General features: G+C 43.9%; 21 protein-coding genes. 10 read left to right on the forward strand and 11 right to left on the reverse strand.

What is annotated here, in order from left to right; all coding sequences use genetic code 11:
* Nucleotides 1–63 precede the first annotated feature (63 nt).
* From B3S92_RS05230 to B3S92_RS05245, 4 genes are all read right to left on the reverse strand, one after another.
* The gene (locus B3S92_RS05230) at nucleotides 64–942 is read right to left on the reverse strand and encodes an SDR family oxidoreductase (protein WP_296203456.1); all 879 of its coding nucleotides are present in this window, start codon (nucleotides 940–942) and stop codon (nucleotides 64–66) included.
* 48 nt (nucleotides 943–990) lie between these two features.
* Nucleotides 991–1,722 carry a histidine phosphatase family protein gene (locus tag B3S92_RS05235; RefSeq protein ID WP_296203458.1) on the reverse strand — a complete coding sequence of 244 codons (732 nt, stop codon included), beginning with the start codon at nucleotides 1,720–1,722 and terminating at the stop codon, nucleotides 991–993.
* An 84-nt stretch (nucleotides 1,723–1,806) separates the two neighbouring features.
* Nucleotides 1,807–3,006: a phosphotransferase family protein gene (locus tag B3S92_RS05240; RefSeq protein ID WP_296203461.1), complete on the reverse strand. Its 1,200-nt coding sequence runs from the start codon at nucleotides 3,004–3,006 to the stop codon at nucleotides 1,807–1,809.
* A 57-nt stretch (nucleotides 3,007–3,063) separates the two neighbouring features.
* A complete protein-coding gene (locus tag B3S92_RS05245) occupies nucleotides 3,064–4,308 on the reverse strand; it encodes an acyl-CoA dehydrogenase family protein (RefSeq protein WP_296203462.1) in 1,245 nt (414 codons plus the stop codon).
* A gap of 270 nt (nucleotides 4,309–4,578) precedes the next feature.
* Here B3S92_RS05245 and ligA point away from each other — a divergent pair, with 270 nt between their 5' ends.
* The 3 genes from ligA (at nucleotide 4,579) to B3S92_RS05260 (ending at nucleotide 8,641) form a co-directional block, all read left to right on the forward strand.
* Complete coding sequence (ligA, locus tag B3S92_RS05250) at nucleotides 4,579–6,627, forward strand: NAD-dependent DNA ligase LigA (RefSeq protein ID WP_296203466.1); 2,049 nt, start codon at nucleotides 4,579–4,581, stop codon at nucleotides 6,625–6,627.
* Between the two features lie 330 nt (nucleotides 6,628–6,957).
* Nucleotides 6,958–8,223, forward strand: coding sequence for an NAD(P)/FAD-dependent oxidoreductase (locus tag B3S92_RS05255; RefSeq protein ID WP_296203468.1), 1,266 nt, complete (start codon nucleotides 6,958–6,960; stop codon nucleotides 8,221–8,223).
* A gap of 79 nt (nucleotides 8,224–8,302) precedes the next feature.
* Nucleotides 8,303–8,641, forward strand: a complete 339-nt coding sequence (locus B3S92_RS05260; RefSeq protein WP_296203471.1) for a RidA family protein — start codon at nucleotides 8,303–8,305, stop codon at nucleotides 8,639–8,641.
* Between the two features lie 160 nt (nucleotides 8,642–8,801).
* Here the strand turns inward: B3S92_RS05260 and B3S92_RS05265 are convergent, their stop codons facing one another.
* A complete protein-coding gene (locus tag B3S92_RS05265; protein WP_296203473.1) occupies nucleotides 8,802–9,458 on the reverse strand; it encodes a hypothetical protein in 657 nt (218 codons plus the stop codon).
* Between the two features lie 86 nt (nucleotides 9,459–9,544).
* Entirely contained in the window at nucleotides 9,545–11,212 is a 1,668-nt protein-coding gene (locus B3S92_RS05270) for a vWA domain-containing protein (protein WP_296203478.1), read from the reverse strand.
* Between the two features lie 364 nt (nucleotides 11,213–11,576).
* Between B3S92_RS05270 and B3S92_RS05275 the strand changes: the two genes are divergently transcribed.
* A complete protein-coding gene (locus tag B3S92_RS05275) occupies nucleotides 11,577–12,500 on the forward strand; it encodes a DUF808 domain-containing protein (RefSeq protein WP_296203480.1) in 924 nt (307 codons plus the stop codon).
* A gap of 116 nt (nucleotides 12,501–12,616) precedes the next feature.
* Here the strand turns inward: B3S92_RS05275 and B3S92_RS05280 are convergent, their stop codons facing one another.
* Entirely contained in the window at nucleotides 12,617–16,603 is a 3,987-nt protein-coding gene (locus tag B3S92_RS05280; RefSeq protein WP_296203482.1) for an Rne/Rng family ribonuclease, read from the reverse strand.
* Between the two features lie 1,199 nt (nucleotides 16,604–17,802).
* On the opposite strand from B3S92_RS05280, the gene B3S92_RS05285 reads away from it, so the two are divergent.
* The 4 genes from B3S92_RS05285 (at nucleotide 17,803) to B3S92_RS05300 (ending at nucleotide 21,389) form a co-directional block, all read left to right on the forward strand.
* On the forward strand, nucleotides 17,803–18,897 hold the full coding sequence (locus tag B3S92_RS05285) for an RluA family pseudouridine synthase (RefSeq protein WP_296203484.1): 1,095 nt from the start codon (nucleotides 17,803–17,805) through the stop codon (nucleotides 18,895–18,897).
* Between the two features lie 27 nt (nucleotides 18,898–18,924).
* Nucleotides 18,925–19,620 carry an HAD-IA family hydrolase gene (locus tag B3S92_RS05290; protein WP_296203487.1) on the forward strand — a complete coding sequence of 232 codons (696 nt, stop codon included), beginning with the start codon at nucleotides 18,925–18,927 and terminating at the stop codon, nucleotides 19,618–19,620.
* A 140-nt stretch (nucleotides 19,621–19,760) separates the two neighbouring features.
* Nucleotides 19,761–20,711, forward strand: coding sequence for a 4-hydroxybenzoate octaprenyltransferase (gene ubiA, locus B3S92_RS05295; protein ID WP_296203489.1), 951 nt, complete (start codon nucleotides 19,761–19,763; stop codon nucleotides 20,709–20,711).
* A 24-nt stretch (nucleotides 20,712–20,735) separates the two neighbouring features.
* Entirely contained in the window at nucleotides 20,736–21,389 is a 654-nt protein-coding gene (locus B3S92_RS05300) for a DUF4112 domain-containing protein (protein WP_414706996.1), read from the forward strand.
* 73 nt (nucleotides 21,390–21,462) lie between these two features.
* Here the strand turns inward: B3S92_RS05300 and B3S92_RS05305 are convergent, their stop codons facing one another.
* The 4 genes from B3S92_RS05305 to efp form a co-directional block, all read right to left on the reverse strand.
* Nucleotides 21,463–22,110, reverse strand: coding sequence for a hypothetical protein (locus B3S92_RS05305; protein WP_296203493.1), 648 nt, complete (start codon nucleotides 22,108–22,110; stop codon nucleotides 21,463–21,465).
* Between the two features lie 244 nt (nucleotides 22,111–22,354).
* A complete protein-coding gene (locus B3S92_RS05310) occupies nucleotides 22,355–22,780 on the reverse strand; it encodes a secondary thiamine-phosphate synthase enzyme YjbQ (protein ID WP_296203496.1) in 426 nt (141 codons plus the stop codon).
* Nucleotides 22,781–22,873: 93 nt separating this feature from the next.
* Nucleotides 22,874–24,025, reverse strand: a complete 1,152-nt coding sequence (locus tag B3S92_RS05315) for a hypothetical protein (protein ID WP_296203498.1) — start codon at nucleotides 24,023–24,025, stop codon at nucleotides 22,874–22,876.
* 186 nt (nucleotides 24,026–24,211) lie between these two features.
* The gene (gene efp, locus B3S92_RS05320; RefSeq protein WP_077447869.1) at nucleotides 24,212–24,787 is read right to left on the reverse strand and encodes an elongation factor P; all 576 of its coding nucleotides are present in this window, start codon (nucleotides 24,785–24,787) and stop codon (nucleotides 24,212–24,214) included.
* A gap of 57 nt (nucleotides 24,788–24,844) precedes the next feature.
* Here efp and epmB point away from each other — a divergent pair, with 57 nt between their 5' ends.
* Together epmB and B3S92_RS05330 are read left to right on the forward strand one after the other, a co-directional pair.
* The gene (gene epmB, locus B3S92_RS05325) at nucleotides 24,845–25,942 is read left to right on the forward strand and encodes an EF-P beta-lysylation protein EpmB (protein WP_296203502.1); all 1,098 of its coding nucleotides are present in this window, start codon (nucleotides 24,845–24,847) and stop codon (nucleotides 25,940–25,942) included.
* Between the two features lie 122 nt (nucleotides 25,943–26,064).
* Nucleotides 26,065–26,577: a c-type cytochrome gene (locus tag B3S92_RS05330; protein ID WP_296203503.1), complete on the forward strand. Its 513-nt coding sequence runs from the start codon at nucleotides 26,065–26,067 to the stop codon at nucleotides 26,575–26,577.
* The last annotated feature ends 2 nt before the right edge of the window (nucleotides 26,578–26,579 follow it).

Consider the following 26,579-nt stretch of genomic DNA (forward strand, 5'->3'; position numbering starts at 1 on the left):
CAAGCTACGGCTTTTTTTATAAAACCTAGTTCATATAATCTAGTTAGTATAACCTAGTAGTAGCTAGCCTAACTTGTTAACTAAGTGTAAGGGCAAATGTTTCATCGCTTTACCCAGTACCAGCCAAGGTAGGGTAGGCACACAGGCTTCCTCAACGCCTGATTCAATGGCAGCAACCAAAGCATTACTACCGGTTGCTTCATCTACTTCAAAGGGCAGTTTTGGTGCTCCTTCGTTAATCTCTGTACGGATATAGCCAGGATAAATAGTAGTGATCTTAATGGGCAGATTGTCTGCAATCATCTCGGCGCGAATGCCTTCGGCTAGATGAGCCAAACCAGCTTTACTCGCAGCATATACAGTTAGATGCTTTGGCATACCCCGCATGGCTGACATGCTTGAGATAACTACCAAATGCCCAGCGTTTTGTTCTCGGAAGATTTCCATAGCCGCTTCACATTGGGCCAAGGCCGAAATGAAATTAATTTCAGCGGTACGTTGGTTGATATGAAAGCGACCGGTTCCTACACGGCGACCTTCACCGACGCCGGCATTGACGATAATTCGATCAATACAATCGAATTGCTGCTGGAATGCCTTAAACGTAGTGAATACGGCCTCATACTCACTGACATCAAGTTCAGCCAGCTCAACACGAATATCAGGGTTTTCAGCCAGTATTTCATCTTTTAAAGCTTGTAGTCGGTCAGTGCGCCGAGCACAAATGGCTAGGTTGTAGCCAAGCTTAGCAAAGGTGCGAGCCATACCGGCACCGATACCCGAGCTGGCTCCGGTTATTAGGATCGTCTTGCCTTTGCCTGTTTTGCCTTGTACTAGCTTGGTTAAGTCCTGATTTTGTAGTAACGATTTGGTCTCGGCAAGTTTGGTTTGCACCCCATCAAGCAGTTCTTTTTGTAGGTTGTGAAGTCGTGAGTTCTTCATAAGTATCCTTATTAGCTGAAACGACAATTTTAGTAATCCTTATAGTAGTTAATGCCATGACACTAAGCTTTGGCCTTGATGATACAGATGACTATGCTCATTTAATGATAGTAACCTGGGCGTATCGCCTTTTAACACTACCGAGGTCACTCCGGTATTAATCAAGCTGCGATTTATCTGGTAGGCGGTCATACTTGGATTATCATTGCTTTGATTTAGCAAGCCGGCAGTAATGGCGGCTATGACGCCCCCGGAAGTAAAAACTAGGACGTTCTTAGCTTGCTGTTGCTCAGCATGAGCCATTAATTTCTGTAAAGCTTGCTGTGCCCGCAGATTAAACTGTGGCCAACTTTCTAAATAATCCTCATCATGCTGTCCTGAATGCCAGCGAATCATGGCGTCATTAAATAGTTCAGCCAGACGAGCCTTAGGGACAGGGGCCTGAGCCACAGCCTGCATTATGCCAGCTTCTGAGGCAAAGCTAGGATCCAGCTTTATAAACACGTCTTTGTGATTGAACTCATTTAACTCTTCAATAACCGTAGGGTCTGCGGAGATTAAGGTTGAAGACTCTTGAGGGGTGTAAGCGCTCATAAAATGAGTGGCAGAGTCCTGTTGGCGAACCAAGCTGCCGGTGACAATGGCGTCAATCTTACGCTGGGTGTTGGCATAATGCTGCCCTAATAAAGTGGCTTGCTGAGCCCCAAGCGAAGACAATTTGTCATAGTTTTTTTGACCAAAAGAGGCTTGTCCATGCCTAGCAAATAGCAAAGTAGTCATAATGTCCTTTTATAGTGAATGAAGGCAGATTGCAGTAATTATTATTATCGGCCGTTTATCGATTTCGAATTAAAGAAAAATCAATTAGTGTTTTACCAAGCGCTTGGCAATAGAGTGTACTGGCTTGGGCAGTTTACCACTATCAACAGCACGTCCTGCTTCTTGCTGAGCAATGAGCTTGAGAGCCCGAGCATGTAGCGCATGGGTGATAATCCAAAAGTTCTTAAACGCAGGATTATCGGTTTGCTTATTGTAATAACGGTAGTAGATTTGCTGGGCGATACCGGCCAAACGGAACAAACCGAATACTTCGTAAAATGCCCAGTTGTCTGTGGTCATCCCCATTTTAGTGAGATAATAGTCCACGACTTGCTCACGGGTCATCATCCCGTCTAAATGAGTGGGTTGACGGCGGGATTGACGCATGATGAAGTTGTCATCTTTTTGGACCCAGTAAGCAAGGGCACTGCCTAAGTCCATCAAAGGATCGCCTAAGGTGGCCATTTCCCAATCCAGTACTCCAATAACTGAAGTCGGGTTCTCTGGGTCTAACACCACGTTATCAAAGCGCCAGTCATTGTGTATGACACAGGTACGGCTGTCTTTAGGCAAATTGCGTTTTAGCCATTGACGCACCAGATAAAAGCTAGGAACATTTGGTGTCTTGGCTTTTTTATAACGCTTCTCCCAGCCCATGACTTGACGTTGGCAGTAGCCTTCGCCTTTGCCAATAGCGCTTAAGGCTGGGTTTTGTTGATAGTCGACTTGATGCAGCTCAATCAGAGCATCTAACACATTGGTACATAAGTTACGAACTTGCGAGCTATCAAGGGTTAACTGCTTGGGTAAGTTGGCCCGAGGAATAATACCAACCAAACGCTCCATAACATAGAAGTCACAGCCGATTACGGAGTCATCCGTACACAACGCTATCATATTAGGCACGTAAGGGTAGTCGTCTTTTAACGCTTGTTGAATGTTAAATTCGCGAACCATATCATGGGCTGATTTGGCCTTAGTGCCGGCAGGAGGACGACGTAGGATTAAGTCGGTATTATCATAGTGTAAGCAGTAGGTCCAGTTTGAGGCCCCTCCAGAAAACTGAGTGACCTCTGGAGTGCCTTGAACGTCAATGTTTTGCGACTGCAACCACTGGGTGACTGCTTGTGCATCCAAAGCTTCACTCTCTCTGACCTGATTGGGCTGGTCTATCACCGCACTGTTTTCGATAGTGCTAGCCGAGCGGTCTATGGAAGATTGATTAGATTGCTGAGGCGTGCTCATAAAAATCCCTTTTATATAGCCAATATAAGTTGTGATAAAAAAACGATTGGGTAACGGTTATTTTTTTGATTTAGGACGGGTATAACCGTTTCTTTTTAGTTCAAGCTTAGCAATCATGCCTTTATGCACTTCATCCGGTCCATCCGCTAAGCGTAAGCTACGCGCCTGAGCATAAAATGCCGGTAGCACAGTATCTTGACTGACGCCCATGCCTCCATGTATTTGCATGGCCATATCGACCACTTCTTGCAGCACATTTGGGGCAACCACTTTAATCGCTGAGATCTCAGTTAGGGCTTCCATAACACCTTGACTGTCCATTTTGTGAGCGGCATTTAAGGTAAGCAAGCGGGCCTGATCAATTTTAATACGAGCTTCAGCTATACGTTCCAAGTTGCCGCCCAGCATTAATAGCGATTTACCAAAAGCTCTACGGCTCATACCCCGATGAATGGCTAATTCCAGTGCTTTTTCAGCGGCACCAATACAACGCATACAATGGTGAATTCGGCCTGGACCTAGGCGGCCTTGGGCGATCATAAAGCCCATCCCAGGACCTCCGATAATATTACCCACAGGCACACGAACATTGTCAAATACCACTTCACCATGACCGTGAGGAGCATCGTAATCGCCAAATACCTGTAACATACGTTCGATTTTTATGCCTGGGGTATCAATAGGCACCAGAACCATCGAGTGCTGTTGATGACGGCCCAAGTTTTCGTTTGGGGTATGAGCCATGAAGATAATGAAATCAACGTCAGGGTCGCCTAAGCCAGAAGACCACCATTTGCGGCCATTAAGCACAATCTCATCGCCTTCCACAATGGCAGTCGCTTCCATATTGGTGGCATCACTTGAGGCGACACTCGGCTCAGTCATACAAAATACCGAGCGGGTTTTACCGTCTAGTAGGGGCTGTAAAAAACGCTCTTTTTGTTCGGCATTACCAAAGCGCCATAACAGCTCCATATTACCGCTGTCAGGGGCGTTACAGTTGAAAATATTGGGGGCAATAAGGCTACGACCCGTCAGCTCAGCAATAGGGGCGTAATCAGTAACTGATAAGCCTGCCCCCAAAGTATCGTCAGGCAGGAACATATTCCATAGGCCTGCGTCTTTTGCTTTTTGACGTAAGGCATAGTATTGCTCAGGCCACTGCCATTGGGTCCAGTCACCATGATTGTTTGCTTGATGGCTTTGCTGGATAAGTTCAGCTTCGATAGGTTCGATTTCGGTTTCGATGAAGTCTTTGGTGCGCTGGTAAAATTCTTGGCCGCGTTCACTGATGTTGAACATAATAAAATCCTTTTTATTGAAGGGGTTAAATGAAATCCTTGAAATTAACTTTACCACTATTTTAGGGCTGGCTTGTTATTTGCTTCTGACTCAGCAGTATGTATTAGACTATCATTTTCTGCGTTGAATACCAGCTAAATTGAGTTTACTTAGGCATCGGTATCTGAAAATTGTTATCATAATAACCCAAAAAAATTAAACCAATAAGTGTCTTAAGTAAGACGCTTCCAATGATAAAAAATCACTTTCAATAAAAATTAGGCTACTCAAATGAATGCCAATAAAAAACTTAATATAGAGCAACAAGAAATTGTCGCTAAGATGCGTGCTTTAATTACCGAAGTACGCAAACATAACAATGCTTATTATGTTATGGATGCGCCTACCATAAGCGATAATGAGTATGACCAATTACGCTTGAGCCTTATTGAGCTTGAGGAGCGCTATCCGGATTTAACTCAATCAGACAGTCCTACCGCAAGCGTGGGCGATGATCCTTTACCGTCTTTTTCCCAAGTGAAGCACGATATACCTATGCTATCACTAGGCAACGTCTTTAATAAAGACGACTTGACAGAATTTATGCGCCGGGTGAATGACAGACTTAGTGATAAGGATAAAAACCCCAGTTACGAGGTGGAGTTGAAGCTAGATGGTCTAGCGGTTTCCCTGAAATATCACAACGGACATTTTGTGAGGGGCGTCACTCGAGGTGATGGTCAGACCGGAGAGGACATTACCCAAAACGTGAGAACCATCAATAATATTCCGCTGGTATTAGAAGCGGCTTTTGATATTGATGTGCTTGAGGTTCGCGGTGAAGTGCTGATGCCTAAAGCCGGATTTGAGCGTTTGAACCGAGAAGCAAAGCAATCTGAGGGTAAAGTTTTTGCTAACCCGCGTAATGCTGCTGCCGGCAGTTTACGTCAGCTTGATCCTGCGGTGGCGGCCAACCGCCCCTTAGCTTTTTATGCTTACTCAGTAAACCAAGGATTGCCGGAACACATTACTCAGCAATCTGCAGCTTTGGCCTGGCTAAAAGAGATTGGGTTTACCGTTAGTGAAGTAAAAGTAGTTAACAGTGTGGATCAAGTTCAATCTTACTATGAGTCAGTGATTGAAACCCGCAGTAGTTTGCCGTTTGAAATCGATGGCATGGTCATCAAGGTGGATGATTTACAGCTACAAAGTCAGCTAGGTCATCTGTCTCGCGAGCCTCGTTGGGCAACAGCGTATAAGTTTCCCGCAGAAACAGCCATTACCAAACTCAATGCCATTGAGTGGCAAGTGGGTCGTACTGGGCAGATTACCCCCGTTGGTAAGCTGGAACCGGTGCAAGTGGGCGGGGTAACCGTCAGTAATGTCACCTTGCATAATATCGGTGAGATTCAGCGTCTAGATGTGCGGGTTGGAGACACGGTCAGTGTGCACCGAGCTGGTGATGTGATTCCCAAAGTTACTCGGGTCTGGCATGAGCTGCGCCCTGAAGATACTGAGTCAGTTACTTTGCCTGCCAATTGTCCGGTTTGCGACTCTCCGGTGGTATTACCTGAAGGAGAGGCTTTAGCACGTTGTACAGGAGAGCTGTTCTGTCCGGCTCAGCAGCAAGAGGCCCTTATTCACTTTGTGTCGCGCAAAGCAATGGATATTGAGGGGCTAGGCGAGCGCTGGTTGATCAGCTTCTTTGAACATGGCATTGTCAAAACTGTGGCTGATATTTACCATTTGCAGGAGCATAAAGCAGAGCTGGTTAACTTCGAGAAGTTGGGCGAGAAATCAGTTAATAATATGTTGACTGCCATTGAAGAGAGTAAGAACACTACTTTGTCGCGCTTTATATACGCGATAGGCATTAAAGGGGTGGGAGAGACCACAGCGCAGAACTTGGCCCAGCATTTTGGCGATCTGCCTCCTTTGATGGAAGCCAGCATTGAAGACTTAGAGGCTGTGCCAGACATCGGCACCATAACCGCGGAGCTGATTTATAACTTTTTCCGTGCGGAGCACAACGTGGAAGTTATCGAAGCCTTGCAGCAGGCCGGCGTGCATTGGGATAAGGTTGAGCAAGTCGTCTCTGATAATTTGCCTTTAGAGGGTCAAACTTGGGTGATTACCGGTACTCTAGTGGAAAGCGGCATGTCACGCGATGATGCCAAAGCTCGGTTACAGGCTTTGGGGGCTAAAGTCTCAGGAAGCGTATCCGCTAAAACCTCTGCTCTATTGGCGGGTGAAAAAGCCGGATCAAAGCTGACTAAGGCCGAAAGCTTAGGGGTACGTGTGGTATTAGAAGAAGAGTTCTTAGCGCTTATTGAGGCTTAGTTTTTAGCCCCTGTTCTTAGAGGCAGACTTACTACTTTTCTTGAATAAGCTAGCTTGTGTTATTTAGCGAAAAGCCATCATTGACTAGTGATGGCTTTTTTTATGGGAATCGATGACATGACTCGCTAGCTACTTAATATATAATAAAACGTAAAGCTAAAAATGATTTAAAAACTCAATCAAATTAGTGCCACGTTGCCCTAATAAAAGCGGTATCATAATACAGTGCACGACTCATCAATCAAATCTCATGGGGCGTGCTTTTTTATTGAATAATTTAACTTATTAGTCTCGCATTTTATTTCGTGGGTCTAACTTTAAGGAACTTTTATGCAATACGACGTTATTGTGATTGGCTCGGGTATGGTAGGCACCTCAATTGCATGGCACCTACAAAAAAACAACTCCAAAGTTTTAGTAATTGATAAAAAAGCTCCAGGTGAAGAAACCTCGTATGGTAACGCAGGTTTAATTCAAAGAGAGGCGGTATATCCAAAAGCTTTCCCACGTGAAATGGGCGAGATTTTTAGAGTACTGCCGAACACCAGCACTGACATCCGTTATCGTTGGTCTGCTTTGTTTAACTATCAAAGCGCGTTGTATCAGTATTGGACCAACTCAGTGCCCAAGAAATTAACCAAAATTGAAGATGAGTGGGCCACTTTAATTGAGCATTGCACCAGTGAACATGACGTCATGATTCAAGCGTCAGGCGCTGATGATTTAGTGCGTAAAGGTGGCTGGTTTGAGATTTACCGCACCCAGAAAAAATACGATGAAGCCATTAAATTGGCTGAAAGAGCTGCTACTAAAGGGGTTCAGTACAAGCTACTAACCCCTGAAGAGTTAAAAGAATTTGAGCCAAATGTTAATTTTGACCAATTCATCGGTGGTATCCACTGGCAGAACTCTTGGCAGGTAAAAAACCCAAGTCGTTTGGTAAAAACCTATGCCAAAAGCTTCGAGGCTATGCAGGGTGAAATCAAGCAAGGCGCTGTCAAAAACATTGAGCAGATGGAAGACAAAAGCTGGCAAGTAACCGTTGAAACTAGCGAGGGTGAGTTGGCCACTTATAACAGTAGCCATGTGGTGATTGCCGCCGGTCCTTGGTCAACAGAACTGACCGCTCCTTTAGGCTATAACTTCCCACTGTTCCCAATGCGTGGTTACCATCAACATTTCAAAGTTAGTGAAGGCAACCGTATCGGTCATAGCTTGTTTGATGCCGAAAAAGGCTATCTAATGGGCCCGATGGAGCAAGGCATTCGCATTACCACGGGTGCTGAAATGACCACTTTGAATGCTCCAAAGAATTTTGGTCAGCTTGAAGCGGTATTAAAAATTGCCAAAGATGTATTGCCACTAGAAGAAGCGGTTGAATCAGAAGCTTGGTGTGGTTCAAGACCTTGTATGGCCGATATGAAGCCGGTTATTGGTCCTGCACCAAGACATGAAAAGCTGTGGTTTGCTTTTGGTCATGCGCATCAAGGCTTTACCTTAGGCCCAGCCACAGGCCGCTTAGTAGAAGAGATGATCAATAATAAGCCATTATATATTGATGCTACCCCATTTAGTGCTGAGCGTTTTGGTCGTTAATTGTTTTTAACTGTGAACCAAAGCCAGTGAAGTTGATAAAACTTCACTGGTTTCAAAATTCGTAAAAAAGAGACGGAATATGCAAAAATTACATAGCGATCAGCGTATGAGTCAGATTGTCATTCACAATGAGACCATCTATCTAAGTGGTCAAGTAGGCAATGCGGATGAGGATATTTCGGCACAAACCTTAACTACTCTAGAAAAAGTTAAAGCTTTACTAGAAGAAGTAGGGAGTGACAAGTCAAAAATATTGTCCGCCACAGTTTGGCTTAAAGATATGTCTGACTTCGACGCCATGAATGCGGTATGGGAGAAGTGGTTTAGCGACGTTGTTCCTCCCGCTCGTGCTTGTGGAGAGTCTGCCTTAGCCAGTCCTGACTTACTGGTTGAAATAACAATTATTGCAGCAGTTTAAAACTGAGTTTTGGCTCTTATTTGAAGTTACCGCTCACAGTTTAACTAAAAAGAAAATAGAAAAGACAGCATTAATATGCTGTCTTTTTTTATTAAAAAAGATAGAGAGTAGGCAAGTGACTTAATGGGTTAATCACCCAAGATAAATTCATGAGACTCACCTATTTAGTAGCGGGCTGGGTCGATTTTACATCCTCAGCTTTAGGCTGCGGGATAATCTCGATAGGCAGGGTTAAGCCACGCGCAAACTCATGAGCAATGACATAGTCATGCTGGCTGGGTTTGACGTTTGGGGTGGTGTAAACGATTAGCTTTGCCTCACTTTCAGAGAATTTATGGGACAAATAACTGTCACCCAATTGATCCAGTAGTTTCTCTAGGGGCTCATTACTGGCCATACCCACTGTTAAGGTATGCTGGGCTTGCTCTGGAGTAATGTCTGAGAATTTGGCTTGTGACTTTACTGACTCACCGTCTAGCTCAAAAGGATAGTTGAACTCTTCGGGAGCAATGGGTTTTTGACCTGAATCGATACGGCTCCAGTCAATGGACAAGGGCTGGTCGCGAGTAGAGACCATCTCGCCAGTATCTACATTTTCAGTATCAGTAGACACACTGGTCTCTACATCAGATACGGTACTCTGCTCTGAGGTTTCAACGACCTCTGACTGAGTATTGGCGTCACTATCCGCCTGCTCATTACAGCCAGTGAGTAATATTGTAGAAGCGACTGCCATAGGTAAGGCGAAGGCCGGTAATAGATTTTTTAAGGGTTGTTGATAGGACATTTTTTGGGTTTGCACTTTTTGGGTTTGCATAGCAGGTCTCAAAAGTAGAGCTGACGCTGTGAATCAGGTCAGCTCATCATTTTTATAAAAAGGTATAAAAGATTATAAAAGTTTAGCTATTGTAAGTCATTGGCCAATTCGACCAGTTTTATAAACTCAGCTCGGCTATTGGTTTTATCTAAGGCGCTGTTTAGTCCAGGTTTGGCCAATTGTGCCACTTGGTCATAGGTTAGATCATTGACATACTTACTATTAGTCAGCAGTTGCCCATAGCCTGCGACAGCCATTGCAAACTTAGTGTCTGCTGAAGCGTTACTGACTTTATTAGCAATAGGAAAAGTCAGTAACTTTGAAGTCTCTGACTGAGGTGCTTTATAGCGAATTTTTAAAAAGCCAAGCTCGCTGTTATTTTTATTAGTCAACGCTGTTTTTTGATAGCGACTGGCATCGAGCAGTCCTTTTTGGCCTACTGGGGTCACTTCAAATAGTGCCACGACAGACTTACCAGCACCAAGCTCTCCAGCATCCACCTTATCGTTATTAAAGTCTTCTTTGGCCAGTAGTCTATTTTCATAACCAATCAAGCGCCATTCAGAGACCGCAGCTGGGTTAAATTCAAGTTGAATTTTAACGTCTTTGGCCACGGTATTAAAGGTAGAAGACATCTCATCAATCAATACTTTTTTAGCTTCTGATAGCGAGTCAATATAACTGTAGTTGCCATTGCCGTTATCTGCAACTTGCTCCATCATGTGATCATTGTAATTGCCTTGACCAAAACCTAAAGTAGATAAAGAGATGCCTTTATCGCGATTGCTGCGGATAATATCTAGCATATCTTTGACATTAGATACCCCCACATTAAAGTCACCATCAGTAAGCATTAAGATACGGTTAATGCCGTTTTTCTTGAAGTTTTCTTGCGCTTGTTGATAAGCCAGTTTAATAGCCGCTTCGCCATTGGTTGAGCCACTAGCGGATAAGTTATCAATGGCATTGAGAATTTTTTGAGTTTGATTGCCTGGGGTTGCTGGCAGCACAACCCCAGTGTTCCCCGCATAAGTTACTAGAGTAATGGTATCTTGCGCGCGCAGCTCTTTAGCCAGTATTTTAAGGCTAGATTTCGCCAGCTGCAGCTTATCACTGCTATTCATTGAGCCTGAAACATCCACTAAAAACACTAAGTTGGCAGCAGGCTGATTTTGGTTATTGGTCACAACATCATCTGCTTTGATGCCGACTTTGACAATACGATTGCTCGGATGCCAGGGTGAGTTAACCACCTCAGTGCTGACTAAAAATGGGGAGCCACTTTGTTTGGCAGCGTTTTTAAAGTCATAATTAAAATAATTGATTAACTCTTCTACCCTGACGGCGTCGGTCGGGGGTAGACTGCCATTATTTAAAAAGCGGCGGACGTTGGCATAGCTGCCAGTATCGGTATCAATACTTAAGGTGGCAAAAGCTTGCTCATGAGTGGCATGGACAGCATTGCGTTCTATCTCAGCATAGTTTTCAGAGCTAGAAACAGGGGGTCTAATTGAGGGCATTGGAGACGGAGCTTGAATACTGGCTGGCGCTGCCATTTTGCTATAAGCGCTATTGGATTCAACCAAGATTACCGGTGTGACCTCAAGCATCTGAGAGTTTTGAATAACGTCGCTACTGGGCTCATTGGCGTTGGAAATATCTTGCTGTGTGCTACATCCGTTGAGTGCGGACAAAGTTAAGGCAGTCAATGAGGTGAGCAGTAAAGGGCGTTTAAATAATGAAAGTGATGTCATAGTCAATCCTTGTCTATTTTAAGGCAGTAGGGGTCTTCTTTATCAATCTAGAGATTATATTAAGTTTAAGAGGGGGCTCTATAAGGCTTAAAGCTAACAGCTTTAAACTCCCCTCACCCCTAGTAAAAGTAGAGGCAGTTGCAATAAACCCATAAAAAACTCGCTCTGCTTACAATCGTAATATGATTTTAGTTAAATTACGAGATAAACTAACGGCATTAATTAAATAAATACTAAATTTTATATCGCAATTGGTTTACTGTGACGGCTGCTTTAACTGTAGTTTTAACTATGGTTTTATTAGCGGCTATTATTCACATTTTGTGAGACAGTAAGCTAAGTGGCGAATAGCTAAGGAGATTTTATGGCAGGTGGTAGTCTATTACTGTTACTCGATGATATTAGTCTGATTATGGACGATGTAGCAACTATGACCAAAGTCGCCGCCAAAAAGACGGTTGGGGTATTGGGTGATGATCTGGCGCTAAATGCTGAGCAGGTAAGTGGGGTTAAGCCCAGTCGTGAGCTGCCTGTAGTCTGGGCAGTGGCAAAAGGCTCTTTTGTAAATAAACTAATCCTTGTACCCGCCGCACTGTTAATTAGTTTTTTTGCGCCTTGGCTTATTACGCCGTTACTTATGGTCGGAGGCTTGTTTTTATCTTATGAAGGCGCTGAAAAAGTGGTTCATAAGTTTTGGCCGAGACTTTTACCCGATGATGAAGAGCATCAAGCACGAGTAGCGGCAAATGCTGATGAAAGTGTGGACCTAGTAGCCATGGAGAAACAAAAGGTAAAAGGAGCCATCCGTACCGATTTTATCTTATCCGCTGAAATTGTGGTGATTAGTTTAGGGACTATGACTGCCGCAAGTTTGGTAGATAAGAGTTTAGCACTTTCAGTTATCGCAATTGCAGTTACTATTGGTATTTACGGCCTAGTTGGTTTTATTGTTAAAATTGATGACATAGGCCTGCATATGATGCAAAAGCCAGGGGCCAGTAATACTACTCAAAAAATAGGCCGGTTTTTATTATCTGCAGCGCCTAAGTTGATGAAAGTATTAACTATCGTAGGTACGCTAGCGATGTTCTTAGTGGGTGGCGGTATTATCGTTCATGGTGTGAATAGCTTAGAACATGCAGTAGAAGACCTTGCCGACTTAACGGGAGTATTTGAAGGCTTGTCTGCTAACCTTTTAAATGGGGTTATCGGTTTTGCTATTGGTTTGGTGGTATTACTTATTGTGACTCTAATCAAAAAAGCACGTTCTGGTTCGACTGCCCATTAAGCTGACTTTATGACCATTGATTAAATACAAACTTTATTCATAAAACCAAGACGTAAAAAAGGCCACTTATGACAAGTGGCCTTTTTTTATATCTTAAAGTTTACTTATTGGACGCGCTATTGGCTGTCATTGTTATTGCTAGACTTATTGTCTGATTGAGTCTGCTTTTTGGGCTCTTCTTTGGTCTTACGACTACGAGCTTTAGGCACCTTAGGAGAGGTCAGATTTAATAGACCAGTCTGGGGTAGCAGCTGCTCAGAGATGTTTTCAATCATGCTCTTATAAGTCTCGATACTGGTCTTATTCGAAGCACCCGTTGCGTTCTCTTGAGTTTCAGACTTAGTTTCCTGCAACACCTCAGAGCTCTCTTCACTCACCTCATTGGCTTGGGGTTCATTGACCAAAGCTGCAGCAGGTTGCTCTAAGCCCTGAGCGACTTGCTGCTCAGGGGTGCCAGAAGTTAATCTTCGAGCCGCCGATAACAGCTGATCTGAAGGTTGACTCATGGCTTTTAAAAAAGCCGCCTCTGTGTGACCAGACTGAATAATATCTAAGCCTTCTTGTCCTAGCACTTGGTTAATAAAGCCACCCACATTTAGGGTCAGTAGGCTTGCCATTGATGCCTTAGAGGTCGAGCTGTCAGTCTGCTTTACTGCTTCTGCTGCAGTTTTCGCTTCTGTAGTCGACTCGTGGTCTGCTTCGGTAGTAGCAGGCTTAGCCTCAGCTATTGAAGCTTCTTCTGCCTCTACATCAGGAGCGGTATCAGCCTTCGGTGCAGTATAGTCAGGGTGTTGACCGCGGGGGTCATTCGACGCTCTGGCCCCAATAGGGCTTGGCTCAACCTCTGTCTTGCCTTGCTCAACATTATGAGCAGCCACAGCAGAGGTCATCTGAGCAAAGCGCTCTAAATAGCTAGGAGACAATGACTGATAGCCATAGTTTACAAAGCTAAAGGCTTGTGCCGCATTAGCATTGTTTTTCTTAGCTGACTTACGCTTAGCAGCAGGCTTGGAGTGACTCCCTGAGGTTTCTTTGTGTGCATTTAAAGCAGCTAAGAAACAGGTAATAACCCCATCTTTGGCCAAACGCATGCTGGGCTGAGCCAGATGAGTATGAATAAACTGACCAACGGTACCAGTAATGACTGCTGCTGGTGTCGCTTGAGGCTGCTCAGTGTCAGCCACTTCTTCACTTTGCTTCATTAAAGAAGCTTTGATTAAGCGAGGGTCATTGCTGGCTTGACCAAACTTCTGCGCGGCCACATAACGATCCGCAAACAACTCACTTGTGTCGAAGCTTAAGCTACCATTGTCGCTTTCAGGCTCATTTTCTTGAGCGGGTTTCGTTGCGACTGGTTTGGTTTTTGGCTTAGCCGTTTCAACTTTCTCTTTTGCCGGTTCTTCGGCCAATTTTTCAGCTTTAGCAGCCGCGGTATCATCGGCCTGTTTCGCTTCAGCTGCTTTTTCAGTGCCTTCTGACTTAGCAGGCTTTTGCTCTTCAGCTTGGGTCGGCTGCGCTTCAGTCTGCTCAGATTTTTGGTGCTCTGATTCAGCTTTAAGCGCTTTCTCTACATTTTTTTCTGCAGTAGTCGTTTTTGGTTGTGCTTTAGCAGCAGGTTTGTCGTCCGATTTAGCAGAAGCTGTGGCATCTGGTTTATCAGACTTTTCAAACTTGGCTTCATTAGTTTGCTCGGCTTTTGTATCATCCAATGAGATATGAACCACTTCTGGCTTCTTCAGCGTTACTTCCGCTTCGGTCACTCTTAAGTTCACTTCATTAGGATCTACTTGACGCTCACTTTGAGTACGGGCACCGTTCTTATCAGCGCCTTTGTTTTTATCTTCATGCTTAGCGCGCTGATCTTGGCTGCTGCTAGAAGATTTGCTGTGTGGCTGTTTGGTCTCACCACGCTCAATTGGACCTCGTGACTCACGTCTGCTATTAGGCTCACGTTTTGGCAACTCTTTAGCACTTGTGTCATTGGACTGACTTGGGGCAGATGTCTGGGCACCCGATTTTTCTGTCTGCTGAGTCGACTTTTGCTCCTCTTTTTCAGGATGGCGACGACGGCTCTCTGACTTAGCGCGCTTGTCATATTTGTTACGATTTCTATTGTTGCGTGAACGACGACGATCTTTGTCATTATCACTTTCGCTGTCGTTGTCTTCTTGACTTTCTGTCCCAGTCTGCGGCGCAGGTTCTGTTACCACAGCGGCAGATTGTGGAGCCGCCGTAACAGGGGCTGTGCTTACTTGACCAAAAGCGCCACGGCTTTGAGCACCGGTATTGACGATAGCTTCAATGGCTTGAGCGGCATCAGCACTGCTCACAGTGGCTGACATTTGCGCTTGTGGTGTTGGTGCAAACAGGTTAGATAACCAAGCCACAGCAGCAGGTTTGGCCTGTTCTACTTGGGCTTGTTGTTGGCTGGCTGGCGCTTGTGCGGGACTAGCTACTGGCTCAGTTGCAGTAGGCTTGCCGGCTACTTTTTTCGTCTGATCCGCACTAGGTTGGCGGGGCTGGCGAGTAGGCTGCTGCTCTGGACGTTCTGCTTCAGCCGTCTGCCAATCTACTTCATAACCAAGACCACTGGTCTCTTGCTGCTGAGTATCGGTCACACGCTCATAGCTTGCTGGAGCAAAGCCGTGATGGTTAAAGTGTAGATTAAAGTTAGGTGACTCAAGGTGGGCATGAGGCAAAATAGTGATACGGGTACCACTGTCTTGCTCTAAGTATACTAAGCTTTCGCGTTTTTCGTTTAATAAAAATGCAGCAATATCGGTAGGTACTTCGGCTTGTACCTCACCATGACGCTCTTTTAGTGCAGTCTGTTCGATTTGACGCATAATTGACAGAGACAAAGAGCGCAGGTCACGAATCATGCCATTGCCATGACAACGTGGGCAGATATAACCGGTCGATTCTTCTAGAGAAGGACGCAGACGTTGACGGCTCATTTCCATTAAGCCAAAGCGTGAAATTTCGCCAAATTGGACACGGGCACGGTCGTATTTAGTGGCTTCAACCAAGCGTTTTTCCACATCCTTTTGATGTTTGCTATCGTTCATATCAATAAAGTCGATAACAATCAGGCCGCCCATATCACGTAGGCGTAATTGACGCGCAATCTCATCGGCTGCTTCTAAGTTAGTGTGATAAGCAGTTTCTGCAACGTCGGCACCTTTGGTAGATTTGGCCGAGTTAATATCGATAGAGACCAAAGCTTCTGTTTGGTCAATAACAATTGATCCGCCAGAAGGTAGGCGCACTTCACGCTGATAAGCAGTCTCAATTTGGCGCTCAACATTGAAGCTTGAAAACATAGGTTCAAAGTCGGTGTATTTGCGTAGCTTATCAATTTGAGTTGGCATCACTGCTTTTATAAAGGTCTCAGCCTCAATGAAAGCTTCTTCATTATCAATCCAAATCTCAGCGATATCATCGCGTAGGTAGTCGCGCACAGCACGAGTTACCACACCAGCTTCTTGATGCACTAGGCGAGGGGAGGCGTATTTTTTGTTTTGATCTTGGATGGCATTCCAGATGTTAAGCAGATGGTTTAAATCGTGCTGTAAATCTTCCTGAGTCTTGCCGATACCGGCAGTACGTACGATAACGCTCATGCCTTTTGGTAGGTCTAAATTACCCAGCATACGCTTCATGTCTTCGCGTAACTTGCCTGAGATTTGACGTGAGATACCGCCGCCTTTAGGGTTGTTTGGCATCAATACTAAGTAGCGACCGGCCAAAGATACATAAGTCGATAGGGCGGCGCCTTTATTACCGCGCTCTTCTTTTTCGACTTGAACGATAAGCTCATCGCCTTCTTTGATTAGCTTACGGATATTCTCTTCGCGAGGGTTACCTGATAGGTATTCGCTAGCGATTTCACGTACAGGTAAGAAGCCTTGGCGTTTTGAGCCATACTCAACAAAGACTGCTTCTAAAGAAGGTTCTACGCGGGTAACGTGACCTTTATAGATGTTGGCTTTCTTCTGTTCGCGGGTGCGGTTTTCAAGATCGAAGTCATAAAGATGGTTGCCTTTACATAGAGCAACACGAACTTCTTCGTTGTGGGTGGCGTTAATAAGTATGCGTTTCATTGCTGTGTCCTAGTTAGGTCATGACACACAATGGCTGATACTTAGAAGATAAGCTTGAGCATGAAGAGAGCTAAAATATAAGCCTTCTATTTCAATAACGCATTTTTCTGATAAGACAGTAAAACTAACGGTATTTTATGAGTAAGCAGACCAAGGATAAGAGCTTGTAAGCAAACTTTTTTAGAGGTTATTTATATAAACATTAGGCAGGTAGCAGTCAGTTTGAGCCTCTGGCTGTCATTAAGTTGGCAGCTTGTGATGAGCTTTCAAGATATATTAAAGCTAAAGGGCTCTTGAAAGGCACAATCATTACTGGATGTCTGTATTCAGTATTTGCTGCTTTTTCAGCTTCAGTTAACTAGAAACTGTCTTACCACGTTAATGCTTAAGGTTGAAAATAGTCATAATTAAGGCGTTCCGAGCTGAACTATTTAATGCTGATAAGGAGAGGTGTAAGGTCATCCTTATGTCATACTGGTGTGACTTACTAACTTATATTGTCATTAGCAACGGGTCAGTGACCAGAAAGATCGTCTGTCTTAATTATATAAACTTAATCAATTAAATTTAAAAATCCTAAAGTTTTATCTCATTATCAATTTATAGCTCAATTTGACGGGGCGTACTTGGCAAATAACGGCTTTTTCATCATGACAAAAAGCAAAATCTATTAAGTGTTTCATTACAGTTATTTGACCGTCAATTGGCAGAATTTGGTCTTAAATATTCATGCTTATTACCAGCGGGTCTAAGGGGTAGCTTAGAATTGTTCCGAGTAAGTTGTAAGTTTACACGGCCTGACTAGCGGCTACGTTAGAGCACTGGGCTTTTATTAACTAGCAGTGGCTTTTGGCCAAAGCTGTTATATTTCTAAGGTATTAGAGCATTGTGTACATGTTAAATTTACATGGGGTGTGGTGCCAAGTCGGCAAAAGGAAGTTGTAAGCTTCTAAACCACTTACCCAAAATCATTGTTTATAAAAATAACGTTGTGGGCTGACTTTATACTCTTTACAGAATACATGACAAGATGCTCATTGCTATACAGGTAAGCTGTTGCAACTACAGATCAAATAATGGTGTCATCGAGTGAAATTATAAAAGAGCCCTAAAAATAGGCCTTTATTGATAACAATACACGAGACACAAAGTCAACGTGTTAGACTATACCAAATCTTTTGCCAAACACCTAACAAAATATGTCAAAATCAAATCGAAATTACGAGAAAACTGCAGAAAAAATGAACCATAAAAATCCAAAAATAGAGCAAGACCTAGAGGGCCTAATGGCCAGTGTGGGCGTTGAAGCCTCTCAGGTAAAACGTCATTCAACTAAGTCGCGCCCCCAAAGTGCTGATGAAGATATTAAAGACTTTGGTCAAGTTAATCACCTAGAAGTGACCCGTAATCAGCATGGCCAAAGGGTAGATAATTTCCTATTAGCGCGCCTAAAAGGCATGCCACGTGCTCATATTTATAAAATGATTCGCTCCGATGAAGTGCGTATCAATAATAAGCGCTGTAAGCCTTATGACAACCTTGAGCGCGGTGATGTGGTACGCATTGCTCCTGTGAGATTGGCTACCCGTGAAAAACCAGTGATTAGTGAAGGCTTTGCCAAAAGCTTACTTGAGCGTGTGGTCTTTGAAGATGAAGGACTTATTGTGCTTAATAAGCCTTCAGGTATGGCAGTACATGGTGGTAGTGGCATAGACTTTGGGGTTATTGAAGCCATGCGAGATGCTACCAATAAAAAGTACTTAGAGTTGGTGCACCGTATTGATAAAGACACTTCAGGTTTACTGATGATTGCCAAGAAGCGCTCGACCCTAAAAGCTCTGCAAGAGCGTCTGCGTGAAAAGACTATCCAGAAGCATTATCTATGTATCGTCAAAGGGCAACCGGCCTTAAACGATATCAGTATTGATGCGCCTTTATTACGTTACACCCTTGCCAGTGGTGAGCGTCGAGTGAAAGTAGACAAAGGCAACCCAGAGGCTAAGTCTAGTCAAACAAGCTGTAAAGTATTGGCCCGTTTTGAAATCAATGGTGAGCCTATTAGCTTAATAGAAGCCATGCCACATACGGGTCGTACCCATCAAATTCGCGTTCACTTGGCTTACTTAGGTCACCCTATTTTAGGAGACGATAAGTATCATATTAACGATAAATCTGATGTGCGCCGCCTGTGTTTGCATGCCTGGAAACTAGATGTGCCTGACTATGAAGAGATCAAAGCGCCACTTCCTGAAGATATGCAGTCGCTATTGCCTGCAGATTTTAAGTTAGATTAAGCCTAGTTGTTGAAGAATGAGAATACTATGAGTGAAATTGCCGCTAATGTTGGGCATAACTTAAAGCAAAAGTCGCTGATCATCTTCGATTGGGATGGCACTTTAATGGACTCGATAGGCTTAATTGTGGAGTCTATGCACATTGCTGGCGAGGCCAATGGTTTTTACACCAATGATGAAGAGGTAAAGTCTATCATTGGCTTGAGCCTTCTTCGCGGGATACAGACTTTGTATCCCCAGGCCACTGCAGAGCAGCACTTAGCGATACAGCAAAGCTATGCCGACTATTATATTCATGCCAGCACTTTGCCCAATCAGCCACACTCTCAGTTTTTTGAGGGCATTGAGGCGATGTTGCAGCAGCTCAGAGCACAGCAGAAACTGCTGGCAGTAGCGACCGGTAAAAAGCGAGCAGGGCTTGATCGGGTCATGGATTATTCACAAAGCCGTCATTATTTTGTCAGTAGCCGCTGTGCAGATGAGTCTGGCTCTAAACCAAATCCACAGATGCTACGAGATATCCTACAAGAGACAGGGTATCAGGTGGCCGATGCAGTCTTTGTGGGCGACAGTATCCATGACATACGAATGGCAAACCAGTTAAACATGACCTCTATTGCTGTGAATTATGGGGCTGCTAATGCCGAAGTACTTAGCACAGAGTCCCCAACCTATCAGGTGGATACACCTTCACAGCTGGTCGAACTTTTAACCGCAGACTGAACTTTATTAAAAGCACTGTTTTTTAGGGAGCTTAACTTTGCTATCGCTCCCGATTTATTGTTTTTTTGACCAACCCTTTTAATGAACCTTTTTAACAAACCGGATCGCTTCGGTGTAACTGATAGCTTTGCTGACTTGCTATGACTCACTCCAATTTTAAAAATAAACTTCAAGCCTATATTCACTTGACCCGCTTCGATAAGCCTGTGGGCATTGAGCTATTGTTATGGCCCACGCTTTGGGCGGTGTTCTTAGCTGCTTTTGGCGATGCTTTAATTAAGGCTCCTACTCAGGTAACGGCATTGCCAAGGGTGTTGCCTTCTTGGTCGGTACTGCTAATTTTTGCGTTAGGGGCGATACTGATGCGGGCAGCGGGCTGTGCCATCAATGATTTTGCAGATAGAAAGGTAGATGGATCAGTTAGTCGCACTAAAGGGCGTCCTTTAGCTGAGGGCAGGCTGTCAGCAAAAGAGGCGATGGGTGCCTTTTTAGTCTTATCTCTGATTAGTGCCAGCTTATTGTTTTGGCTACCGATAGAGGTCTTTTACTGGTCCATAGGGGCGGTAATATTGGCCTTTATTTATCCGTTTATGAAGCGTTATACCCATTTACCGCAGGTGTTTTTGGCTGCCGCCTTTGGCTGGGCCATTCCTATGGCGTATGTTGCGGTGCAAGGCTATCCAGATATCTGGTGCTGGTTGTTGTTTATCGCTTATATGTGTTGGACAGTGGCTTATGACACTCAGTACGCCATGGCTGACCGTGAGGATGATCTAAAAATTGGGGTTAAATCCACAGCGATATTATTTGGTCGTTATGATGTGTTGATTATCTCTTTACTACAAACGGCGTTTTTATTACTGATGGGGGTAGTCTTTTATCACTATTTCTCAGACACCAGCCTAGGTTTAATTCCTGTTTATGCTTTGGGGCTAGTTGCTATTTTATTTGCTCAGCAAAATAGGGCCTGTGCTACTCGGGTGCCTATGGCTTGTTTCAAAGCTTTTTTGGCCAATGTCTGGGTAGGACGCTATGTGTTTTTAGTGGTGGCTTTAAGCTGTTTTTGGATAGAGTTTAACGGCCTAACTTAATTTTTCTATTTATGAGATACGCTCATGGCGAAACCTTTCAAAACTGCTTTAACCAGAAACAGCCACACTTCGCTAGAAGCCAAACAGAAGTTTGAACAAAACCTCATAAAAGAGGGGCTCACTCGACAACAAGTAATCGAAATGGAACGCAGTTTGGCCAAATTCGCCAATGCTATGGATTCTCTGGTGCGTATTCCCTTTACCAAGCAAGGGGTGGGAGCAGATGCTGCTTTATCTACGATACCTGTTGCCGGTGATGTGGCAGGGTTATTACTAACCAGCTATGCCTTTATGTTAGGGAGAAAGTTAGGAGTACCTGCCAAAAAACTAACGCCTGCGGTTAGACTGGCCTTAATTGACCTAGTCGTAGGCGTGGTGCCGGTTGCAGGCCCGGTTATGGATATCTTTTTGCGGCCCAGTCGTAAGACCTTGGAGATTGTGCGGGAGCATATGCAAGTAGAGTATGGGATACAAGAGGCGGCCCATATTGACCGTCCTTTTATGCACGAATCTCTACAAAAAAAGCAGCAGCAGTCAAAATTTTGGCAAAACCCAATAGTATCTTGGTTTTACTTACATGTGCCGGATATTTTAGGCCTTATTGTATTGGTGTTATTGGCGGTAGCCGTCTGGACCTTAGGGGTTTGGTTTATAGGACTATTTGCGAGCAATACCTAGCTTGAAGCCTCAGTTTTAACCCCTAATTTCTTAACCAACCAATAGGCTTTGACTGCTGTACTTAAGCTTTAAGCTACTGCGGCTTAAGGATTTCAGACTCTGTGTTAACCGCATCAAATTTAGCCCTTTGATTCTCATAAAATAAATCAATGCTAGAGCCGCCGCCATGAGTGACCAATTCAATAGAGCCATCTGTGGAACGGTAAGTAGGATTATTGCCTTGTCCAGTGGGGGCTGTCAGTAACACACGCTTACCAGAGGGCAGTCTTAAATCTGCTTGTAAGGTAGCCGTAGCAGAGGTTTGGAAAGTCACATGGATACTTCGTCCCTTGCTGTCTTGGTATTCAACATCTGTCACCTGAATTTCTGAAGCAGGGGGCACACCTTTTGAGGGGCTTGCCTCCACAGTATTTGTTGAGGACTCTGTCTGTGTGGCTTCTTCAAGCTCAGATGGCTGCACAGAGTCGGTCTCATTAAGCTCAGCTTCTGTTTCTGGGGTTTGCTGATCTATTATTTCTACCGATTGAGTGTTATTAGGGTCGTTACTTAAGCCAGCAGACTGGGAAGTTTCAGCAGAGTTTGAGGCTTCAGTGGCCTGATTATTGGCCTCATCCTGAGCATCGCTCGAGGGTTGGCAGGCCGTTAAACCCATTAGTCCTCCAAGCAGAAGGCCAGATAACAGCAGCTTTGGGTGAGTGTTACTAGACAATGAGCGAGCCATACTTTACCTCTTTATAAAACTAGAAAATTTATAAAACAAAATAAGCTTTGATACCAAAAATTTTATTCATATTTCTTCGTATTGATAGTTCTTTGCTTATTAGGGATAACTTTATAAGTGCTCCTAAAGTTAACCACAGCCTAGAGCTGTACACAATTAACCCAGTTTAAGATGTGTATGAGTTATTTAGTTATTTCTATCTGAGTGGTAGGCTGTAAGCTTGTTTGGCTATATTTTTAGTTAATTAAAAGTTGACGGTTATTACCAAACGGCGACCGCTCGCGTGATTGCGGTGCTCACATAAATAGACGCCTTGCCAAGTGCCCAATCCGAGCTGACCATTGATCAAAGGGATATTAAGGCTAACACCGAGCATCATACTTTTAAAATGTGCCGGCAGATCATCCGATCCCTCCAAAGTATGACGATATTGGGGCTGATCCGCAGGGGCAATTTGATTTAACCAGTCTTCTGTATCTAGGCGAACATCAGGGTCCGCATTCTCATTTAGGGTTAAGCTGGCGGAAGTGTGTTGTAAAAATAAATTTACCATGCCCGCTTTAGCGCCTTGAGGCAAAAGCTCATTAAGCGCTTTCTGAATATGAGGGGTGATTATATGAACGCCACGAGCATAAGCAGGAAGGGTGAGGGTGGTTTGATAAAAAGCCATAAGTAGCCCCTGTAATAAACAATACGTAATCTAAAAACATGTGGCCTAAAACTATGTGGTTTAAAAGTGTGTCGCTTAAAAAATAGCCACTTACTAAGACCTTATAATTTGAAAAAAACCACTGTCTAACAAGTACTGCGCTTGAGACAATTTACTCTTTACGGTGCTATTGACAGACTGAAGGGTATCTGCCGAGATGGTTCCGCTTTGATACTGTTGACTTGCAGCTTTCTCTAATCGATTTAAACAGTCGTCTATTAATTGCTGAACTCGAGCAATTTTTTGTTGTAACAAGGCTTGCTGGTGTGAAGAGATAACAGTCGTGGGGTCATTTTTATCATTAGTATTGCTCTGTAAAGTACTGCGCAATAGGCCAGGTAAGGCTTTAGTTAATATCTGATCAAAGGCAGATAGATTTATCTCACTGGCTAACAAAGCTTCAGTATAGGCTATGGTGTTTTCTGCAGAGAAGGTCAGCTGCCCCAATTGCATCAGTAGCTCTGTACCAAAGTAATCCGCATTGTCTGCCAAAGATGATTCACTAGGGGCGATTAAGTCACAATCTGCTAGGTAGCTGCGACCGCGCTCCATTAATAAATCTGAGGTGGGCAGCTGCTGAAGCTCACTAAGCTCTATATCAGGGGCTTTTAGATTATGTAAGCTATTACTATTCTGTGCTTCAGGGTGAAACTCACCATACACCGATTGCAAATAGCTACGGTTGGCTAGGATATTGCTAGCTACCTGCTGTTGCCCATCACTTTGAACCCGCTGCATAAACTCAAGCATCGAGGTGAGTTGGCCATAGGTAATGTCTTGGCTAGTTAAATTGTTTTGGCTGTCTATAATGGTGTTTTCAGCATAGTCTGAGTCTAAAGCTAGGTAGTCTTCAAGGATTTCGCCAAGTCGAGAGCCGGCGAGCTTATCCACAGTAAAGCGCTGATCTGGGGCCAATTTTACCGATACTAGGACCAGATACTGACTATGAATCTTGCCCAGCAATTGACGAAAACTAATGGGTAGAGCAGGGTGGTTTCGATATTTGTCGATATTATTAGCGATTTGTAGCTGCTCTGCGGAAGCCTGGGCTGCCTGCTGATTTTTGGCCGTGCTACTATTGCCCAGATATTTGGGGCTAGGCTGACTATTACCCAACAGCTTTTGTTTTGAGCGCCCATTGATGATAAACACCGTAGGCACAATGACAATTAGGCTTAGAATTAGGAGCAGTAGCGGATACGACATAGTAAAGGTAACTTCTAAAAGTGGGTGAGGTATTAGGCGGATATTCAATGGCTAAAAAAATAGCCAGACTCGCCAGCTTTATTCTACCGCTACTGAATGTATAATAGTGATTCAGAGTAAGGCAAATAAAACTTTTGAGACTGGCTAGCAGCATAAAACCCCTTAAAAGGGATTAGTGGGCTACAATTACTGGCTTACGCGAGTTTGGTAGTCACCAGTACGTGTATCAACACGTACGATTTCGTTTTGCTGAACGAATAAAGGTACACGAACCACAGCCCCAGTTTCTAGACGAGCAGGTTTACCACCACCGCCTGAAGTATCACCACGTACGCCTGGATCTGTTTCGACAATCTCAAGTTCTACAAAGTTTGGTGCAGTTACTGATAAGGGCACACCGTTGAATAAAGTGATGGTACATAAATCGTTACCATTTTCTTTTAACCATTGCTTAGCATCGACCATTGCATTAGCATCAGCTTGTAATTGCTCAAAGGTCTCAGGGTGCATGAAATGCCAGAACTCACCGTCGTTATATAGGTAGTTCATTTCAGTATCAACAACATCCGCCGCTTCCAAGCTTTCGCCCGATTTGAAGGTTTGCTCTAATACTTTACCAGTACGCAAATTACGTAGTTTGACACGGTTAAAAGCCTGGCCCTTGCCTGGCTTAACAAATTCGTTATCAATAATGGCACAGGGATGGCCATCGAACATAACTTTTAGACCGGCTTTAAATTCGTTAGTTGAAAAACTTGCCACAATATTGCTCCTGATACATTTCAAATTAATGACAAAAAATCAAATATGTTGAGTCCCATGATAAACCATTTACCCAAACAAAAAAACAGGCAAATCCCTATTACACCAATAGTTACTGGCTCATCTGAGATTAACTCGGAGGAGGGTTCTAAAGGTAGGGACAGTAATGAGGTTATAACTTGGCAAACACAAGTAGCAGATGTTATTACAGATATCGATCAGTTGCTAGCTATTTTGGAATTAACGCACCTAAAGTCTGAGCTGTATGTTCCTGAAGGTTTTGGTTTAAGGGTGCCTAGAGGTTTTGTTGCCAAGATGAAAAAGGGCGATGCTCACGACCCTTTATTACTTCAAGTTTTACCCAATAAGCTTGAACAAGTCAAGGTTAGTGGCTATGTGACTGACCCTTTAGCAGAAAATGAGCAAAATCCTACTCAAGGTTTACTGCATAAATATCATTCTCGTGCCCTAGTGACCGTTACTGGTGCTTGTGCTATTCATTGTCGTTATTGCTTTAGACAACACTTTGATTATCAAGCTAATTTGCCTAAGTCAGAACAACTGGAGGCTATTCAAGCGTATATTAGTCAGCATCCTGAAATTCGTGAGGTGCTACTTAGTGGTGGAGACCCCTTGAGTGTCTCAAATCGACGTCTATTTTTATGGTTAGAAGCCTTAGAGGCTTTGCCTCAAATTAGCACCATTCGTATTCATACTCGTTTGCCTATTGTCATTCCAGAAAGATTAGATTCAGAGCTTTTATCGCGTTTAGAGGCCAGTCGCTGCCGCATTGTCATGGTGGTCCATACCAATCATGCCAATGAGATAGATGAAAATACCGCTCAGTACTTACTGCAAGCGAAACAAAAAGGCATTACTTTACTGAATCAAACCGTATTGCTGGCAGGCATAAATGATACTGTGGCTGTCCAAGTTGCGCTTAATGAACGGCTTTTTGAAGCAGGAGTGTTGCCTTATTATTTACACCTATTGGATAAAGTAGAAGGCGCAGCCCATTTCGATATGGCCAAGCAGCAGGCGGTTGAGCTGTACTGGAAAATGCTAGAGCAGCTTCCAGGCTATTTAGTGCCAAAACTGGTGCAAGAGTTACCTAATAGACCTTTTAAAACCCCAGTGGACTTGTATCAGCATTAACTGGATATTCCAGTTAATCAGTCATTTTAATAGCTGATACTACTATCTAGTGCCTAATATTTATTATTTATAATAATAATTTACTTAGAGTCATAATCCCTACCTATAAAAGTGAGTTGAGAATGTTGAATTTTAAGGGTGCAAAGATGAATGCTCCAAGCTTAGTGGCTACCTCTTTTGGCAAAAGATTAAGTGGGCTACTGTTGATATCGTTTATGGCAGTGTTGAGTAGTGGTTGTACACCCACTCCGCCTGATCACCGAGCGCAGGTTACGGCTCCGGTATATGAATCGGGTGATGCCAGAAATGGAGAGAAGTTATATGAAGAGCTGTGTAGTCAATGCCACACTTTAAGACCTGGCAGTAATAAAAAAGGACCGCAATTGGTTGGGGTATATATGGCTCCCTCTGCACAGCTGAAGGATTATAAATATAGTGAAGCCATGGAGCAGGCAAACTGGGTATGGGATGCCGATACCTTAGACTCTTATATTGAGGATCCAGAAGCAGTGCTGGCAGACACCAGAATGCTGTCTGATCCCGTACCCAGTGCTGAAGATAGACAGGATATTATTGCTTATTTATCTACTTTAGGGCGTGAAGCACCGCCTGTGGCTGAAGATGAAAATAAATAACA

Source organism: Psychrobacter sp. UBA3962, from assembly GCF_002385225.1.
Taxonomy (GTDB): Bacteria; Pseudomonadota; Gammaproteobacteria; order Pseudomonadales; family Moraxellaceae; genus Psychrobacter.

What these genes read in the sequence shown, in the direction of transcription:
- B3S92_RS05230 (WP_296203456.1), bottom strand. Translation starts at nt 942, where the DNA reads ATGAAGAACTCACGACTTCACAACCTACAAAAAGAACTGCTTGATGGG.
- B3S92_RS05235 (WP_296203458.1), bottom strand. Translation starts at nt 1,722, where the DNA reads ATGACTACTTTGCTATTTGCTAGGCATGGACAAGCCTCTTTTGGTCAA.
- B3S92_RS05240 (WP_296203461.1), bottom strand. Translation starts at nt 3,006, where the DNA reads ATGAGCACGCCTCAGCAATCTAATCAATCTTCCATAGACCGCTCGGCT.
- B3S92_RS05245 (WP_296203462.1), bottom strand. Translation starts at nt 4,308, where the DNA reads ATGTTCAACATCAGTGAACGCGGCCAAGAATTTTACCAGCGCACCAAA.
- ligA (WP_296203466.1), top strand. Translation starts at nt 4,579, where the DNA reads ATGAATGCCAATAAAAAACTTAATATAGAGCAACAAGAAATTGTCGCT.
- B3S92_RS05255 (WP_296203468.1), top strand. Translation starts at nt 6,958, where the DNA reads ATGCAATACGACGTTATTGTGATTGGCTCGGGTATGGTAGGCACCTCA.
- B3S92_RS05260 (WP_296203471.1), top strand. Translation starts at nt 8,303, where the DNA reads ATGCAAAAATTACATAGCGATCAGCGTATGAGTCAGATTGTCATTCAC.
- B3S92_RS05265 (WP_296203473.1), bottom strand. Translation starts at nt 9,458, where the DNA reads ATGCAAACCCAAAAAGTGCAAACCCAAAAAATGTCCTATCAACAACCC.
- B3S92_RS05270 (WP_296203478.1), bottom strand. Translation starts at nt 11,212, where the DNA reads ATGACATCACTTTCATTATTTAAACGCCCTTTACTGCTCACCTCATTG.
- B3S92_RS05275 (WP_296203480.1), top strand. Translation starts at nt 11,577, where the DNA reads ATGGCAGGTGGTAGTCTATTACTGTTACTCGATGATATTAGTCTGATT.
- B3S92_RS05280 (WP_296203482.1), bottom strand. Translation starts at nt 16,603, where the DNA reads ATGAAACGCATACTTATTAACGCCACCCACAACGAAGAAGTTCGTGTT.
- B3S92_RS05285 (WP_296203484.1), top strand. Translation starts at nt 17,803, where the DNA reads ATGTCAAAATCAAATCGAAATTACGAGAAAACTGCAGAAAAAATGAAC.
- B3S92_RS05290 (WP_296203487.1), top strand. Translation starts at nt 18,925, where the DNA reads ATGAGTGAAATTGCCGCTAATGTTGGGCATAACTTAAAGCAAAAGTCG.
- ubiA (WP_296203489.1), top strand. Translation starts at nt 19,761, where the DNA reads ATGACTCACTCCAATTTTAAAAATAAACTTCAAGCCTATATTCACTTG.
- B3S92_RS05300 (WP_414706996.1), top strand. Translation starts at nt 20,736, where the DNA reads ATGGCGAAACCTTTCAAAACTGCTTTAACCAGAAACAGCCACACTTCG.
- B3S92_RS05305 (WP_296203493.1), bottom strand. Translation starts at nt 22,110, where the DNA reads ATGGCTCGCTCATTGTCTAGTAACACTCACCCAAAGCTGCTGTTATCT.
- B3S92_RS05310 (WP_296203496.1), bottom strand. Translation starts at nt 22,780, where the DNA reads ATGGCTTTTTATCAAACCACCCTCACCCTTCCTGCTTATGCTCGTGGC.
- B3S92_RS05315 (WP_296203498.1), bottom strand. Translation starts at nt 24,025, where the DNA reads ATGTCGTATCCGCTACTGCTCCTAATTCTAAGCCTAATTGTCATTGTG.
- epmB (WP_296203502.1), top strand. Translation starts at nt 24,845, where the DNA reads ATGATAAACCATTTACCCAAACAAAAAAACAGGCAAATCCCTATTACA.
- B3S92_RS05330 (WP_296203503.1), top strand. Translation starts at nt 26,065, where the DNA reads ATGTTGAATTTTAAGGGTGCAAAGATGAATGCTCCAAGCTTAGTGGCT.